This window comes from Sphaerospermopsis torques-reginae ITEP-024, from assembly GCF_019598945.1.
Lineage (GTDB): Bacteria > Cyanobacteriota > Cyanobacteriia > Cyanobacteriales > Nostocaceae > Sphaerospermopsis.
The window spans coordinates 3,227,149-3,242,183 of the sequence record NZ_CP080598.1; the positions used below are offsets into that span (position 1 = coordinate 3,227,149).

Sequence of the window (15,035 nt, forward strand, 5' to 3'; positions counted from 1 at the left end):
TTAACTTGTGACAGCGAATAAGCGATAATAAACCACAGGCTGATCTGTGGTTAAACTCAAGACTGGCAATAACAAAAACTCAGAGAGACTTCTGGGTGGTAGTTTACCTCCCTCAGAACCTCAGTAAGAAAATTGCTTTGTAAACTAACTCTTCGAGGAGGAGCGTAGTCGATGGGACTACCCTGGTACCGAGTACATACAGTGGTTCTGAACGATCCAGGCCGACTGATTTCTGTACACTTGATGCACACAGCCCTAGTTGCTGGCTGGGCTGGTTCAATGGCACTTTATGAACTGGCTGTTTACGATCCCAGTGATCCAGTTCTCAACCCCATGTGGAGACAAGGGATGTTCGTACTTCCCTTTATGTCACGTTTAGGCGTAACCGAATCCTGGGGTGGTTGGAGCGTAACCGGTGGCACAGCAGTAGATCCCGGCTTCTGGTCTTTTGAAGGCGTTGCTGCTGCTCACATCGTTCTTTCTGGTTTATTATTCCTAGCAGCCGTTTGGCACTGGGTTTTCTGGGATTTAGAACTATTTAGAGATCCCCGCACAGGCGAACCCGCCTTAGACTTGCCAAAAATGTTTGGCATCCACCTGTTCTTATCTGGTTTACTTTGCTTTGGTTTCGGTGCTTTTCACTTAACCGGTTTATTTGGACCGGGAATGTGGGTTTCCGATGCTTATGGTATAACTGGTAGCATCCAACCAGTAGCACCAGAATGGGGACCAGCCGGGTTTAACCCCTTTAACCCCGGTGGTGTTGTAGCTCACCACATTGCTGCTGGTGTAGTTGGTATTATTGCTGGTTTATTCCACCTCACAGTTCGTCCTCCCGAAAGGCTCTACAAAGCCCTACGGATGGGTAACATTGAAACCGTACTTTCCAGCAGTATCGCTGCGGTATTCTTCGCTGCTTTCATAGTTGCTGGTACTATGTGGTACGGTAACGCAACCACCCCCATCGAACTGTTTGGACCTACCCGCTATCAGTGGGACCAAGGTTACTTCCGTCAAGAAATTGAACGCCGTGTGCAAAACAGTGTTGCTAACGGTGCAAGCTTGTCCGAGGCTTGGTCACAAATCCCTGAAAAATTGGCATTCTATGACTACGTAGGTAATAGCCCCGCTAAAGGTGGTTTATTCCGTACAGGTCCAATGGTTAAGGGTGATGGTATTGCCCAATCTTGGCAAGGTCACGCAGTTTTCACAGATGCAGAAGGACGCGAACTCACAGTACGTCGTCTACCTAACTTCTTTGAAACCTTCCCCGTAATTTTGACCGATAAAGATGGAGTTGTCCGCGCTGACATTCCTTTCCGTCGAGCAGAATCTAAATATAGCTTCGAGCAAACAGGCGTAACTGTTAGCTTCTACGGTGGTGATTTGAATGGTAAAACCTTTACAGATCCCGCTGATGTGAAGAGATTCGCTCGTAAAGCTCAAGGCGGCGAAATCTTTGAATTTGACCGCGAAACCTTAAACTCTGACGGTGTATTCCGTACATCTCCCAGAGGTTGGTTTACCTTTGGTCACGCTGTCTTTGCGCTGTTGTTCTTCTTTGGTCACCTCTGGCATGGTTCTAGAACCATCTACCGCGATGTATTCGCAGGTGTGGAAGCGGATCTAGAAGAACAAGTAGAGTGGGGTCTGTTCCAGAAAGTGGGTGACAAGACCACTCGGGTTCGTAAGGAAGCTTAAACAAGCATGAAGTAAGAAGTATGAAGTTTTATGACTTCATGCTTTTTACTCTGCTTGGTAAACTAAAATTACTGGCTGGATAGGCAGGAAATCCTAATATGGAAAGCGTTGCATACATTTTGATTTTGACCCTAGCAATAGGTGTTCTCTTTTTTGCGATCGCATTTCGCGAACCTCCCCGCTTTGAGAGAAAAGAGAAAGACTAAGAAGTTAAAGACTGTCAGCGGTTAGCTATCAGCTATCAGCTTTCAGCTATCTCAGACTTAACACTTTTTTAAGTAAGATTAAAATCCGTTGCTGCATATTTATGTGGCAACGGATTATATTTTGATATAGTGCTGACGGCTGAATGCTGACCCCTAACTTCCAAAAAGTGAAAAAAATTTTGGGATGTGATATAATATCATATCTGGAAGATAATATGTGTGAACCTAGCTCTTCTGCGCTAGGATTAACAAGGATGTAAGTGTAGACTTATTTAAAAGCCCTCGCATATACATCATTAATTGTGACAAAAACTTACGGAGACTAGAACCAGGAACAAAACAGCATGGTCAATCAGAATTTAACCGCTACAGAAATTGGATTTACTCACGAAGATTTCGCTGCTCTACTTGATAAGTACGATTATCACTTCAGCCCTGGTGATATAGTACCAGGTACAGTGTTTAGTATAGAGCCGCGCGGCGCTCTGATTGACATTGGTGCTAAAACAGCAGCATACATACCTATACAGGAAATGTCTATTAACCGGGTTGATGCCCCGGAAGAAGTCTTACAATCAAACGAAACACGGGAATTTTTCATCCTCACTGATGAAAACGAAGATGGTCAGTTAACCCTGTCCATTCGTCGTATTGAATACATGAGAGCATGGGAAAGAGTACGGCAATTACAGGCAGAAGATGCTACTGTCCGTTCTGGTGTGTTTGCTACTAATCGTGGTGGCGCATTGGTACGAATTGAGGGACTACGCGGCTTTATCCCCGGTTCTCACATTAGTACCCGTAAACCAAAAGAAGAATTGGTAGGGGAAGAATTACCCTTAAAATTCCTAGAAGTAGATGAAGAGCGTAACCGCTTGGTTCTCTCCCATCGTCGGGCGCTGGTTGAGCGCAAGATGAACCGTTTGGAAGTGGGAGAAGTAGTAATTGGTACTGTTCGTGGTATCAAACCCTACGGTGCATTTATTGACATCGGCGGTGTTAGCGGACTACTCCACATTTCTGAGATTTCCCACGAGCATATTGACACACCTCACAGCGTGTTTAATGTCAATGATGAATTGAAAGTAATGATCATTGACTTGGATGCAGAAAGAGGACGCATTTCGCTGTCTACCAAGCAGTTAGAACCAGAACCCGGTGACATGATCAAGAACCGCGATTTGGTCTATGATAAGGCTGAAGAAATGGCAGCTAAGTATAGGGAACAAATGTTAGCTAAACAGCAAGGTATAGCTGTTGCACCAGCGGAAGCAGCAGAAGCTGCACCAGTGGAAGGAGTAGAAGCTGTAGCTGAAGCAGAAATTCCACCAGCAACTGAAGTTGAAGAAGAAATTCCAGCAGCCGTTGAAGAGTAATATAACTGTAGTTGTGATTATTTACAACAAAGTATTTAATGAAGAGGGAATATCCCTCTTTTTTTATTTATGGTAATTGGTGATTGGTAATTGGTGATTGGTGATTGGTGACTGGTGATTGGGAAAATACAAATAATTTCCCCCATCTCCCCTGCTTCCTACCTCCTGACTCCTGACTCCTGACTCCTTGATCTCCTCCTAATATGATAACTATCAAATGTGGTGACATCACCTTTTCTGATATTCAAGCGATTTTATTTGACAAAAATGGCACTTTAGAAGACTCAGAAACCTATTTGCGATCGCTCGGACAAAAAGCAGCACGGATCATAGACGCGCAAATTCCCGGTATTGGCGAACCATTATTAATGGCTTTTGGTATTAATGGCAATATTTTAGATCCTGCTGGTTTAATGTCTGTAGCTAGTCGCAAAGAAACAGAAGTAGCTGCTGCTGCATACATAGCTGAAACTGGAAGAGGGTGGTTTGAATCTTTGAAAATTGCTCGTCAAGCTTTAGCAGAAGCTGATCATTATGTGAGTCAAACTCCCGCACCTCTTTTCCCAGGTGTCTTGGATGTTTTAAGATCACTATCAGCAGCAGGATTAAAACTGGGTATTCTTTCAGCCGCAACCACTGGGGAAGTGCAAAAATTTGTCATCACTCATCATCTCAGAGATTATCTGCAATTAGAAATGGGAGTTGATGAAGGTCCGAGTAAACCAGATCCAATATTATTTTTACAAGCTTGTCAAAGTTTAGGCATACCACCGGGAGCTACTTTGATGGTAGGCGATTCAGTGGGTGATATGCAAATGGCGCGTCATGCTAAAGCTGCCGGTTGTATTGGTATTACTTGGGTTAATAATACAGATAATGTTAAAGGTGCAGATGTGGTAATTAATCAACTTGATGAAATTCAGATTGTAGAAGCATAGAAAATCAAAAGTCAGGAGTCAGTCGTAGGGGCAACCCCCTGTGGTTGCCCTCTTGAGTCAGGAGTCAGGAGTCAGGAGTCAGAATTATTTTAAAATCAAACATAATTAAAACAAAAAGTACCTTTGCGCCATTGGTAAAACCGTCGCTGGTTCACAGGTTAATAATTCCCCATCTGCACGAACTTCATAAGTTTCTGGATCTACTTCAATTTGCGGTAAAGCATCATTTAATTTCATATCTCGCTTAGTAATTTGCCGAGTTCCCGAAACCGCAACAATTGATTTTTTCAATCCTAACATTTGGGGAATTTCTCTTTCTAAACCGACTTGAGAAACAAACGTTAATGATGTTGCATGACGCGCACCAGCAAAACTGCCAAACATAGGACGAGTATGAACAGGTTGAGGTGTGGGAATACTAGCATTAGCATCACCCATTTGTGACCAAGCAATCATTCCCCCTTTAATAACTATTTCTGGTTTGACACCAAAAAACGCAGGTTGCCATAAACATAAATCAGCAATTTTTCCTTCTTCCACAGAACCAACATAGTCAGCAATACCATGTGTAATTGCTGGGTTGATTGTGTATTTTGCAACATATCTTTTAGCGCGGAAATTGTCTGACCTCTCCCCCAACCCCTCTCCTACAAGGCGAGGGGAGAGTGTTCCCCGTTGAACTTTCATTTTATGGGCAGTTTGCCAAGTTCTAATTATTACCTCTCCTACTCTTCCCATTGCTTGAGAATCGGAAGCAATCATACTAAATGCGCCTAAATCGTGTAAAATATCTTCAGCAGCGATAGTTTCTCGACGAATACGCGATTCAGCAAACGCTACATCTTCGGGAATATTAGGATCTAAATGATGACACACCATTAACATATCTAGGTGTTCATCTAAGGTATTAACTGTATAGGGACGGGTGGGGTTGGTTGAAGATGGTAAAACGTTGGTTTGTCCACAAACTTTAATAATATCCGGTGCGTGTCCTCCCCCAGCGCCTTCGGTATGGTAGGTGTGAATAGCACGATGTTTAAAAGCAGCGATGGTATCTTCTACAAAACCGGCTTCGTTTAATGTATCGGTGTGAATTGCTACTTGTACATCATATTCATCGGCAATGGTTAAACAAGTATCAATAGTTGCAGGGTTTGTTCCCCAATCTTCATGAAGTTTTAACCCTATTACCCCGGCTTCTATTTGTTCTCTTAGTGCTTGGGGTTGACTGGTGTTACCTTTTCCTAAAAATCCCAAGTTGACAGGGAAAGCGTCAGCAGCTTGCAGCATTCGGTAAATATTCCAGGGTCCTGGTGTGCAAGTTGTGGCATTTGTTCCTGTAGCGGGTCCAGTGCCACCGCCGATCATGGTTGTGATACCGGAGGCGATCGCTACTTCTATTTGTTGGGGACAGATAAAATGGATATGGGTATCTATTCCCCCAGCGGTGAGTATCATTCCTTCACCGGCTAAAGCTTCTGTTCCCGGTCCAATAATAATATCTATATTATCTTGAATATAGGGATTTCCGGCTTTACCAATTTTGTGAATTTTGCCGTTTTTAATGCCGATATCTGCTTTAATAATACCCCACCAATCGAGAATCAAAGCATTAGTAATAACTAAATCTACAGCACCATCGGCGTTAGAAATTGGAGATTGTCCCATACCATCTCTAATTACTTTACCACCTCCAAATTTCACTTCGTCGCCGTAGGTTGTAAAGTCTCTTTCTACTTCTATAATTAGTTCGGTGTCTGCTAGTCTAATTTTGTCGCCTACTGTTGGTCCGTAGGTGTCAGCGTAGGCGCGGCGGTTCATTTTGTAGGGCATTTTTTTTATCCTTTTTTATCACGCAGAGGCGCAGAGAGAGGTTTAAGAGAGAGGTTTAAGAGAGAGGTTTAAGAGAGAGGTTTAAGAGAGAGGTTTAAGAGAGAGGTTTAAGAGAGAGGTTTAAGAGAGAGGTTTAAGAGAGAGGTTTAAGAGAGAGGTTTAGAGTTTTCCGTTGATTTTGTTGTTGAATCCGTAGATTTGGCGTGTACCAACTAGGGGAATAAGGGTGATTTCTTTTTCGTCTCCTGGTTCAAATCTGACTGCTGTTCCTGCGGGGATGTCTAATCTCATTCCTCGCGCTTTTTCTCTGTCAAAGTGTAGGGCGTTGTTGACTTCGTAAAAGTGAAAGTGTGAACCAATTTGTATGGGTCTGTCTCCGGTGTTTGCTACTATTAATTTAGTGGTGGGACGGTTTGCGTTGAGTTCGATTTCTGCATTTGGGGTAATGATTTCTCCGGGGATCATAACTTGATTTTTCCTAATTTACAAATTTTCTAAAAATTGGACAAAGGGTTTAAAAGCTTGTGGACATAGTTCTGCTATATCTTGATATCTAGCAATTCCTAAAATTCTTGGTGCATCTATAGATTCTTTATAGGTTTTACCATATTTTTTGAATATCTCCTCTACTATTCTTTTAGGTGGAATGTCATGATTTTGGTCTTCAACTGGGATTGTCCATGTTTTTGGTATATTATTAATGCCAAGTATACTTGATAATTCACTTTCAGCAGCTAAAATTAATGCTTCTAAATCATGCTGAAAGCAGAACACTTTTAATCGTTCTTTTAATCGGCGATCATTAATTCCTTTGCGGTATAATGCTTGTTCAAAATTCTTGAATATTCCTTGTACTAATTCTGCACAGGTTTCATGAGGAAACCCTTTATTTTTAGGATATAAATCAGGTATAATAACTACAGTTGAATCTGGCTGATTTTTCAGAATATTCACTGCTCTAATTGGAGTTTGAGTTAATAAATCCTTTTTCGCATCTCCACCTCTACTATTATCATTACCTTTAACAGCAAAAAATTCAATACTTATACCCTGGTTTAGTTTCTCTTCAATTAATGGTGCTAGTAATGCTTCCATTGCTGATTTATCAGATGTCCCCTCAACATAAACTAAAATTCTCATGGAAGTCTCTCTAGTTCATCGCTACGGTGTAATTGTTCTATTTCATCTGAACCGAAATCATCAAGCATATCAATTAAAACTGGAGAATTTCTAGGTTTAATAAATTTTGCTTCCCCTTTTTCTTTTCTGAGTACAGCAATTTGAGAAATATCAAACTGTGTGAGAAAATAAGATGAGTGAGTTGCTAATAAAATTTGTGTGCGTTCAGATGCTTTTTCAAATAAACCAGCTAGAACCGGAAGTGTACGGGGATGTACACCTTGATCTGGTTCATCAATACAAATTAAAGATGGTGGATTTGGTTGTACACATAAACAAATCCAACAAATTAAACGCAAAATTCCATCTGATAAATCAGCTAAACTTAATTCTTGATCAACTCCTGATTCTTGCCAAAAAGCTATGACTTCTCCTGGTCCTCCTCTTGCTTTTACTGTTAAACCTTTAAAACCAGGAATGACAGAACGTAAATGTTGTTGTAGTTCATCAAATGCTGTTATATGTTCAGTCATTAAAGAGAAAAGAACTGAACTTAAATTACCTGCATCTTCATGTAAAATTGGTTGTTGTTCAATGGGTACTGATTTCCGAATTTTATCATTAGCAATATTAAATGAACTATAAAATCTCCATTCTCTAATATAGTCACGTAAGTTATATAAAGTTTCTAATGATGGATTTGTCATTGCACTTAAAGCAAGTTGATTAGGTCGTTTTAAGGCGATTTCTTGCTGTGTAAATTTTTTAGTATCAGGATTTTGTACCACTCCTTTATTACCTTGAATATCCATATATATGTATGGATTACTATATTTATCGCTAAAAGGTTGAGATGATTCTACTCGTTCATAGGAAACCTGAGTTCTACCAACTGGACCTATGAGTTCTCCTAAATATCTAATCCCAATGGGACGACTTGTATCAATTTCAATATCCCATTGGAATTTTTCTGGTCCCGGAATATGAAAAATGCGTTGTCCAATAGAACCAGGAACTATTTCTGGAGGTATATCTTGAAAAAGACTATCTCGTAAAAATTTGAGAAATTCAAATAAGCTTGATTTTCCCGCACCATTTGCACCAACAATAATTTCTAGTGGTTCTAATGGTGCTGCAAAATTCCTGAAAGGTCGATAACCTTGAATATTTATTGATTTTAATCTCATATTGTTTGTTGATGGATCATTTGTCGTTTATTACTCTTTTTATACTATCTAATAGGATTATGCACTGTCACCAATTTTGTACCATCAGGAAATGTTGCTTCTACCTGTACTTCATGAATCATTTCTGGTACACCTTCCATCACATCATCTCGTGTTAATAAAGTTGTTCCATAACTCATTAATTCTGCTACAGTTTGTCCATCCCTTGAACCTTCTAAAATCGCAGCGGAAATAAAAGCTACCGCTTCAGGATAATTTAATTTCAATCCTCTATTTTTTCTTCTTTCAGCTACCAAAGCAGCAGTAAATATTAATAATTTATCTTTTTCTTGCGGTGTTAGTTGCATTGTTTTTTCCTCTATATTTCTTCTTATCTTTTATCCTTTAGTTAATAGCTGATAGCTGATAACTGATAGCTGACGGCTGAATGCTTTTTCAAATCTGCCAAACTCTAGGAATACAATTACCACGATTTAACAACGATATTCGTAAATTTTGCCAAATATTTGTAAACCAATTTCTTGCTTCAGATGTAGAATTACCACGATATCGACACAAAAATCCATGTTCTAAACGAGTTACCCCAGCATCAGAGTTATTGATAGAGTTGTGACTAATTAAAGAACGTGCTTGTTGAATAATTTCCTGAGATATGGGAATACCAACGCACACAAAACTACCAATAACGGGTTTTCCTGCTAAACCGTGGGGACTGTGAAATATTTCTTCCCTACCGGGTAAATATTGTCTATCAATCCACAATGGTTGATTATTTTGCCATATTTCTATGTGCGATCGCATCTCTCCCTGTACAAATTTTTCTCCTCTCGCACTTCTACCAAATCTCGTAATTTCCCACCCTAAAAAACTACTTCCTGTAGCTAATTCTACCCTTAAATCCTGCCGATAAACAGCGCCGTTAAATAAAATTGTTTCTTGGGGTAAATATTCTAAACAAGCACCAGCATCAACTTGAATATTCACTGTTTGCTGTGCTTGTAACCCGTTGCTACGATAGATTTTACTAGCAGCAGCGGTAGTAATTAAAACTTGGGAATCTGCTTGTAAATGAATTTGAGAAGATAGGCGATCGCCTCCCACCACACCCCCAGCAGTGTGTAAAATCACACTATGACATATTTTTTCACCCTCTGGATAAAAAGGACGTTGAATTTTTAAAGGTGCTTGGTTGTAGTCGTAAATTAATTGTGTAGAATCTTGGCGTTTAGCATAGACTAAATGAAGTTTACCATGCCAACTTTTATTTATTGGGGTATCTATTTGGGTGTTAGGGGCCATTTATTTATAGAGTAAAATTTTAACTGATTTTACCTGTAATTTAGCATGATTTTTTTGCCAAGATCACATAATCGTCTAATGTATAGCTAGTGTGATACTTCTGTCCCAAATATTTTTGTAGCAGGGGAGTCATAGATAACTGCTTGGCTAGGTTCTCTCGAGCAAATTTAGCAAATTCAGAACCAGTTAAAGGTTTTCTTAAAGCAGTAGAAGTTAGATATTTATACCAAACTAATTCTAGATCAAGTTCCGCTATAAATTTATTGACGATAATTTTTTCTTGTTCTTGATTTTCATATTGCACAGAATTGTAAGCTTTAAACAACTTCTTGTTTTGAACAATTAACAAAACATATCCTTGATTTTTCAAACAATTAGCAAATATTTGTTTATAGATACTGTTAGCAGCACTTCTTTTTGAATGATCAGCAAAAAAACAATGAGATATAACAATAAAATCAAAAAAATCTGGAGGTATATTACTAGATTTTACATCCAAATCAAATATATCAGAAGTCACAAAGCGAAAGAAAGTATTGACAGGGGTTATTCGTGACTCAATATATTTACGCCAAAACTGAAGTCCACGATATTGGAAAGCATCTTGTTTTTCTAAAGAATAGTAAGATACGTGCATTTGTGGTATCTCAAAAAAGTTACTAAAACTTTGAAATAACAAAGCTAAACCATAAGCACTTGTTCCCGGACCTGCTGCAATATCCAAAATATTAAATTTTGTAGGAAGTAAACCATGTTGATAAATTAAAAACCAGGCTAAATATAGACAGTAAACATTTTCTAAAAAATATTTCATAAAATAGACATGAGGAGTCAGAATAAAACGGTAGTCTGGGTCTTGTCCAATTTTTAAGCTATTAATATCCTCCAACGCATCTTCTAATCTTATAGATAGTTGTTGCTCAGGAATTTTACTAAATTCTGTTTGTAAATATTCCACAAGTTGATTTTCTAAATCATCAAATATTGGTTGATATATTCCTGTAGATTGGATTTTATATTCATCATGTTCAATCAGTTTAAACGATTGGTATATGTAGTGAATAAATTCTGAATCTGGTATTAATTGTAGATTTTCTGCTTGTTGTGATGCTTGTTGAAATTTCTTACTTAAACTAGCTATTTCCTTTTTATAATCAAGGTTATTACGTTCAAGTAGCAGTTTATCTCTGAATAGTTTTTCAGTCCATGATAATCTTGCACCAGATTTTTGAATAGTTTTTAATATGGAAATTGCTTTTCCGATATCACCCCGCTGTAAAGCTGATTTAAACTGCTGACTGCGCCACCAATTTAGTAAAATATTACTCATAACCAAAACCATCTTTTCCTTCTTTTATTTCTACTCCTGAAAGTTGAGAAAATAATTTTTCTTGAAATCTCATATAGTTGTATTTTCCCTTATTATACCACCAACTATATTTATGCTTAAATTCCTCAGCTTCTTGACGAGTTGATGCTACAAGAGAGCGACTATCACTTTTATGGAAATCTTGAATTACCACCCTATCAGCAATTGCTAATTTTTCAATAAATTCATCTTCATCCTTTGCTAAAGTTGGTAGCAATGGTGTAACAGTAATAGAAATTTTCGGTATAAAACCCTTACTTTCATCAATACTTTGTTTGATTTTGTTGATAGCATTAAATCTAGCTTTGATACTAGGTGAACGTGGTTCAAAATCCTTTCGCACTGCTTCGCTACCAGTGGGAATACTCATATTAATTCGCAATCTTTGAAATCTTTGTAAATAATCAATATCTCTAGTGATAATGGGACTACGGGTTTGAATTACCAAAGTTGGACGATAGTCAAGCATCACCTCTAATAAACTACGAGTTAATTGATGTTTAGATTCCAAAGGTTGATAAGGATCTGTCACACTACTCATATAAATTCTGGGAGGTTGGTACGGATTTTTTATAGACCATTTTTCTAATTCTTTTTCCAAAATATCAGCCGCATTTTCTTTATAAATTACCCATTTACCCCAATCTTGTCGCATTTGAGTATTTGGACTAAATGCCGCAGCATAACAATAACTACATCCATATTGACAGCCACGATAAGGATTGAGAGTAAAATCATAAGCAGCAATAAAACCAGTTGCTTTTGTTAGTAGTGATTTAGCATTTTGAGAATAAACATTGGTATCACCAAACTGTTCATTTACAAATCTGTTTGGTCTTGTTTCCTGATAAATTTTATCCTGTAGTTTTGCCATATTTAAACTTACTATCAGCTAAAATACAGTATATTCATATTCTACATAACTTTAAATTTAAATTTAACTTTTTTACAAACGTATATTTACTTAAATTCTACTTATTACTAATTACACAAATATTCTTTGAATGGTAGTTTGTCATCTTGGATATATACAGTATATTGCCAGTAAATGAAGTACATATTTTACTAGGATAAATTTTGTGGGGTGGGCATCCTGCCCGCCCTTGTGTACTTCATCCAGATAAAATGTGCTGTAATATGACTTGTAATTGTTAATTTTGCACACTTTCAGGCAACAATATAATTATATACCCCTAATGCATCCATCTACCAAAAACTATGACAGCTAAAGTAATCAGTGTTTGCAACCTCAAAGGTGGAGTTGGCAAAACTACCATCGTCATGGCCTTAGCAGAATATTTAGCCGGCGATACAATGTGTGGTAAACGGATACTCGCTATTGACTTAGATCCCCAGAGTAACCTAACCAGCGCCATGATGTCAGAAGAAGATTGGGAATGGCAATATAATCAAAAAGGATTGACTTTACCCTTTCTTTTAAAAAACGCCGATTACTTTTTAGAAAAGGGTAATAGTGAAAAATTCATAGTTAAAGAAAACGTTTCCAATCTCAGAAATAAAAACTCTTTTAATTGTCTACATCTAATTCCTAGTAGTCCCCGATTATTTGAAGTTCAGGAATATTTACCAGCCAATGCAGTGGCAATTTTACATAACATTATCAATCCTTTAATAGAAAAATACGATTACATTTTAATAGATTGTCCGCCTAGTATTAATAATGTAATTAAAAGTGCATTTTTTGCTAGTGATTTTTGTTTAATTCCTTGTGTACCTAGCCGGATGTCAATTCATGGTTTAGAACTTTTATTAGAACAAATTACCCAATTTAAAAAAGATTATGACCATAAAATTAGTCCCATTGGTACTTTAATTTCCCGTTATAACTGCACTGTTTCTCAAACCCACAACTTGAATTTTATTATTGTGAATCCTTTCTTTCCACCAACTTTTGCCACAAGAATACCAGAAAGATCAAAAATAGCTGAAGGTTTGGATTTTAATCATCAATTAACCTATAAACAAAAATATGGTGATGCCCATAAAGTCATGATAGAATTAGCTAAAGAATTTATGAACAGAGTTGATAATAGTGTGATGTATACACCACTCATGGCTAGTTTATTGTAGGTAATAAAATAGGGTGCTTCATCATAATTCAGGTGAGGCGATAATATCCCCGACTCTGAGATAAATTTATCATTTATGGACACAATAAATAACAGAAGTCGGGAATCTGGATCTAATTAACTTAGATACTACCTACACTACTAAATCATACAAAACATAATTAATTATTAAGTTTTTTAGATATATTTACAGATTTACAAAATTTATCCGTTGCATATTAAACTTATGTTAATGTGTAATCATTAAAACAAATCCGATAACTGCATTATGGTAAACATAATAAACATAATCAATACTAGCATCTTATCTTCCATCACAGATACAGTTTCCCAAAGTTGGCAAAATACAAAAAACTTTGTCACAGACACAACAGGAAAAACAGTTAATACACTGACAGAAGTTACTAATAAATCATTAAATAGCTTGTCAGAAACAGCAGAAAAAACAAATCAATCTTTAACTGAAACCGTCAAAGGTGTAGCAACTACAGTTAGTGATTCTACAGGAAAAGTAGTTAATAAAATAACGGAAACAGTAACTCAAGCTAAAGATAATTTCACTACAACTACATCCAGTGTAATTGATAATGTCAATGAAGTAAAAAACCAAGCTGTTGACAGTATTACTGAAACTGCTAAACAAGCAGGAAATTTAACTAATTCAGTTTCTAGCGCAATGGAAAGTGCTATTGATAACTTTTTCAATCATCAATGGGATGCTATGACAACTTGGATTAATAATCATCCTACACTTTCTTGGATAATGAAATTATTAACGTTAGCAGTTAATCATCCTGTTATTACTGCTTTCATGATATTTTTAGGTATTTATATAATCTGGAAAATCTTTCAATTATTTAGTAAAATATTGGATCAAGGTTTGTTATTTACCTTGAAAACTCCTCTCAAGTTAATTTATGCAATGTTTTCTTTTGGGTTTAAGAAGATATCTAAGTTATTATTTTCTGGGTTAAAAATTAGAAAATCAGAAGATAATAGTTTGATATTGAATAATGCAATTGCTGATAATATCAGTTTAGATACAAAGCAAGAAATAACAAAGCTGTTGATGAGATTGGAAGCTGTGAGAAAAGAAGAAAATGAGATTTTAGAAAATCTGACTGCACTCTTAGCAGAAAATAAGTAAGATTTTATTTCTTTCTTAACTAAGAAATTAACCAATTTTCTAACTGTAAATCTTTAACTCTAGTTAAATCAGAATCATGAGAAACTAAAATTAAATTATGAACAATAGCAGTAGCACCTATCAAAATATCTGCATCCTGAATAATTTTACCTTTATTTGTTAAATCAGCATGAATTTCTGAAGCTTTTTGAAAAATCCTCAAATCATCTAAAAATAACACAGGATAATCTTGACAAAATTGTGCAAACAAAGCTAATTTTTTAGTGGCATTGCTTCTTAAAAGTCCTCTTTGTACTTCATAATAAGTTATACCACTAATAGCAATCAATTCACCTCGACGACGCATTTCTGTAATTTTTAATGCGACTTGTAAATTTTGCTTGAGCGATGCAGAAACAATATTTGTATCTAATAAATAACCCATTTAACTACCACGCTTTACAGATTCATCAAAAATTTGCATTTGTTCTGGAGTAAGATCATTCAGCATTCCTGAGACTAAATGTAAGGATAAAATACTTTTAATTCGTTTAGTTAATGATTCTTCGGAAATGCTGTTGACATCAGGGACAGATGCGGGATCAAAATTACGATTGATATTGTCAATCATTTCTTGTCTATTGAGATTTTCTAGGTAAAGAGGATTATTGTCAATTAATTTGTTAACAATTGCAGTTAATTTTTGATAATTGGATTGTTGGTTAATACTTTGAGTCATGGTTTAATCTCCTGAAAATTATATGGTTTTTGGATAAGATATATCATCATTA

General features: G+C 36.8%; 16 protein-coding genes. 6 read left to right on the forward strand and 10 right to left on the reverse strand.

Annotation, left to right across the window (positions count from 1 at the left end):
* Positions 1-171 precede the first annotated feature (171 nt).
* The 4 genes from psbB (at position 172) to K2F26_RS15020 (ending at position 4,221) form a co-directional block, all read left to right on the forward strand.
* Positions 172-1,701: a photosystem II chlorophyll-binding protein CP47 gene (psbB, locus tag K2F26_RS15005; RefSeq protein ID WP_194055089.1), complete on the forward strand. Its 1,530-nt coding sequence runs from the start codon at positions 172-174 to the stop codon at positions 1,699-1,701.
* A gap of 98 nt (positions 1,702-1,799) precedes the next feature.
* On the forward strand, positions 1,800-1,907 hold the full coding sequence (locus tag K2F26_RS15010; RefSeq protein WP_013192567.1) for a photosystem II reaction center protein T: 108 nt from the start codon (positions 1,800-1,802) through the stop codon (positions 1,905-1,907).
* Positions 1,908-2,251: 344 nt separating this feature from the next.
* Complete coding sequence (locus K2F26_RS15015; RefSeq protein ID WP_220608469.1) at positions 2,252-3,283, forward strand: 30S ribosomal protein S1; 1,032 nt, start codon at positions 2,252-2,254, stop codon at positions 3,281-3,283.
* A 203-nt stretch (positions 3,284-3,486) separates the two neighbouring features.
* A complete protein-coding gene (locus K2F26_RS15020; RefSeq protein WP_220608470.1) occupies positions 3,487-4,221 on the forward strand; it encodes an HAD family hydrolase in 735 nt (244 codons plus the stop codon).
* A gap of 105 nt (positions 4,222-4,326) precedes the next feature.
* Here K2F26_RS15020 and ureC read toward each other — a convergent pair whose 3' ends face one another.
* The 8 genes from ureC to K2F26_RS15060 form a co-directional block, all read right to left on the reverse strand.
* Entirely contained in the window at positions 4,327-6,054 is a 1,728-nt protein-coding gene (ureC, locus tag K2F26_RS15025) for an urease subunit alpha (RefSeq protein ID WP_220608471.1), read from the reverse strand.
* A gap of 159 nt (positions 6,055-6,213) precedes the next feature.
* The gene (locus tag K2F26_RS15030) at positions 6,214-6,519 is read right to left on the reverse strand and encodes an urease subunit beta (protein ID WP_194055105.1); all 306 of its coding nucleotides are present in this window, start codon (positions 6,517-6,519) and stop codon (positions 6,214-6,216) included.
* 18 nt (positions 6,520-6,537) lie between these two features.
* Entirely contained in the window at positions 6,538-7,194 is a 657-nt protein-coding gene (locus K2F26_RS15035; protein ID WP_220608472.1) for a DUF4276 family protein, read from the reverse strand.
* Positions 7,191-8,360, reverse strand: coding sequence for an AAA family ATPase (locus K2F26_RS15040; RefSeq protein WP_220608473.1), 1,170 nt, complete (start codon positions 8,358-8,360; stop codon positions 7,191-7,193). Before K2F26_RS15040 ends, K2F26_RS15035 begins: the two co-directional genes overlap by 4 nt.
* 44 nt (positions 8,361-8,404) lie before the next feature.
* A complete protein-coding gene (gene ureA, locus K2F26_RS15045) occupies positions 8,405-8,707 on the reverse strand; it encodes an urease subunit gamma (RefSeq protein ID WP_220608474.1) in 303 nt (100 codons plus the stop codon).
* Positions 8,708-8,795: 88 nt separating this feature from the next.
* On the reverse strand, positions 8,796-9,659 hold the full coding sequence (locus tag K2F26_RS15050; RefSeq protein WP_220608475.1) for an urease accessory protein UreD: 864 nt from the start codon (positions 9,657-9,659) through the stop codon (positions 8,796-8,798).
* 40 nt (positions 9,660-9,699) lie between these two features.
* The gene (locus tag K2F26_RS15055) at positions 9,700-10,989 is read right to left on the reverse strand and encodes a photosystem II assembly protein (protein WP_220608476.1); all 1,290 of its coding nucleotides are present in this window, start codon (positions 10,987-10,989) and stop codon (positions 9,700-9,702) included.
* Complete coding sequence (locus tag K2F26_RS15060; protein ID WP_220608477.1) at positions 10,982-11,902, reverse strand: SPL family radical SAM protein; 921 nt, start codon at positions 11,900-11,902, stop codon at positions 10,982-10,984. The genes K2F26_RS15055 and K2F26_RS15060 overlap by 8 nt, the downstream gene beginning before the upstream one ends.
* Before the next feature lie 344 nt (positions 11,903-12,246).
* Between K2F26_RS15060 and K2F26_RS15065 the strand changes: the two genes are divergently transcribed.
* Both K2F26_RS15065 and K2F26_RS15070 read left to right on the forward strand, forming a co-directional pair.
* Positions 12,247-13,119, forward strand: a complete 873-nt coding sequence (locus tag K2F26_RS15065) for a ParA family protein (RefSeq protein WP_220608478.1) — start codon at positions 12,247-12,249, stop codon at positions 13,117-13,119.
* Between the two features lie 267 nt (positions 13,120-13,386).
* Positions 13,387-14,265 carry a hypothetical protein gene (locus tag K2F26_RS15070; RefSeq protein WP_194055111.1) on the forward strand — a complete coding sequence of 293 codons (879 nt, stop codon included), beginning with the start codon at positions 13,387-13,389 and terminating at the stop codon, positions 14,263-14,265.
* Between the two features lie 19 nt (positions 14,266-14,284).
* On the opposite strand, the gene K2F26_RS15075 is transcribed toward K2F26_RS15070, so the two are convergent.
* Both K2F26_RS15075 and K2F26_RS15080 read right to left on the reverse strand, forming a co-directional pair.
* A complete protein-coding gene (locus K2F26_RS15075) occupies positions 14,285-14,689 on the reverse strand; it encodes a type II toxin-antitoxin system VapC family toxin (RefSeq protein WP_220608479.1) in 405 nt (134 codons plus the stop codon).
* Positions 14,690-14,983 (reverse strand): hypothetical protein, encoded by a 294-nt coding sequence (locus K2F26_RS15080; protein WP_220608480.1) that lies wholly within the window; start codon positions 14,981-14,983, stop codon positions 14,690-14,692.
* Between the last annotated feature and the right edge of the window lie 52 nt (positions 14,984-15,035).

Excerpts from the sequence above, each read along its gene's own strand:
- psbB (WP_194055089.1), top strand. The coding sequence starts at position 172 with ATGGGACTACCCTGGTACCGAGTACATACAGTGGTTCTGAACGATCCA.
- K2F26_RS15010 (WP_013192567.1), top strand. The coding sequence starts at position 1,800 with ATGGAAAGCGTTGCATACATTTTGATTTTGACCCTAGCAATAGGTGTT.
- K2F26_RS15015 (WP_220608469.1), top strand. The coding sequence starts at position 2,252 with ATGGTCAATCAGAATTTAACCGCTACAGAAATTGGATTTACTCACGAA.
- K2F26_RS15020 (WP_220608470.1), top strand. The coding sequence starts at position 3,487 with ATGATAACTATCAAATGTGGTGACATCACCTTTTCTGATATTCAAGCG.
- ureC (WP_220608471.1), bottom strand. The coding sequence starts at position 6,054 with ATGCCCTACAAAATGAACCGCCGCGCCTACGCTGACACCTACGGACCA.
- K2F26_RS15030 (WP_194055105.1), bottom strand. The coding sequence starts at position 6,519 with ATGATCCCCGGAGAAATCATTACCCCAAATGCAGAAATCGAACTCAAC.
- K2F26_RS15035 (WP_220608472.1), bottom strand. The coding sequence starts at position 7,194 with ATGAGAATTTTAGTTTATGTTGAGGGGACATCTGATAAATCAGCAATG.
- K2F26_RS15040 (WP_220608473.1), bottom strand. The coding sequence starts at position 8,360 with ATGAGATTAAAATCAATAAATATTCAAGGTTATCGACCTTTCAGGAAT.
- ureA (WP_220608474.1), bottom strand. The coding sequence starts at position 8,707 with ATGCAACTAACACCGCAAGAAAAAGATAAATTATTAATATTTACTGCT.
- K2F26_RS15050 (WP_220608475.1), bottom strand. The coding sequence starts at position 9,659 with ATGGCCCCTAACACCCAAATAGATACCCCAATAAATAAAAGTTGGCAT.
- K2F26_RS15055 (WP_220608476.1), bottom strand. The coding sequence starts at position 10,989 with ATGAGTAATATTTTACTAAATTGGTGGCGCAGTCAGCAGTTTAAATCA.
- K2F26_RS15060 (WP_220608477.1), bottom strand. The coding sequence starts at position 11,902 with ATGGCAAAACTACAGGATAAAATTTATCAGGAAACAAGACCAAACAGA.
- K2F26_RS15065 (WP_220608478.1), top strand. The coding sequence starts at position 12,247 with ATGACAGCTAAAGTAATCAGTGTTTGCAACCTCAAAGGTGGAGTTGGC.
- K2F26_RS15070 (WP_194055111.1), top strand. The coding sequence starts at position 13,387 with ATGGTAAACATAATAAACATAATCAATACTAGCATCTTATCTTCCATC.
- K2F26_RS15075 (WP_220608479.1), bottom strand. The coding sequence starts at position 14,689 with ATGGGTTATTTATTAGATACAAATATTGTTTCTGCATCGCTCAAGCAA.
- K2F26_RS15080 (WP_220608480.1), bottom strand. The coding sequence starts at position 14,983 with ATGACTCAAAGTATTAACCAACAATCCAATTATCAAAAATTAACTGCA.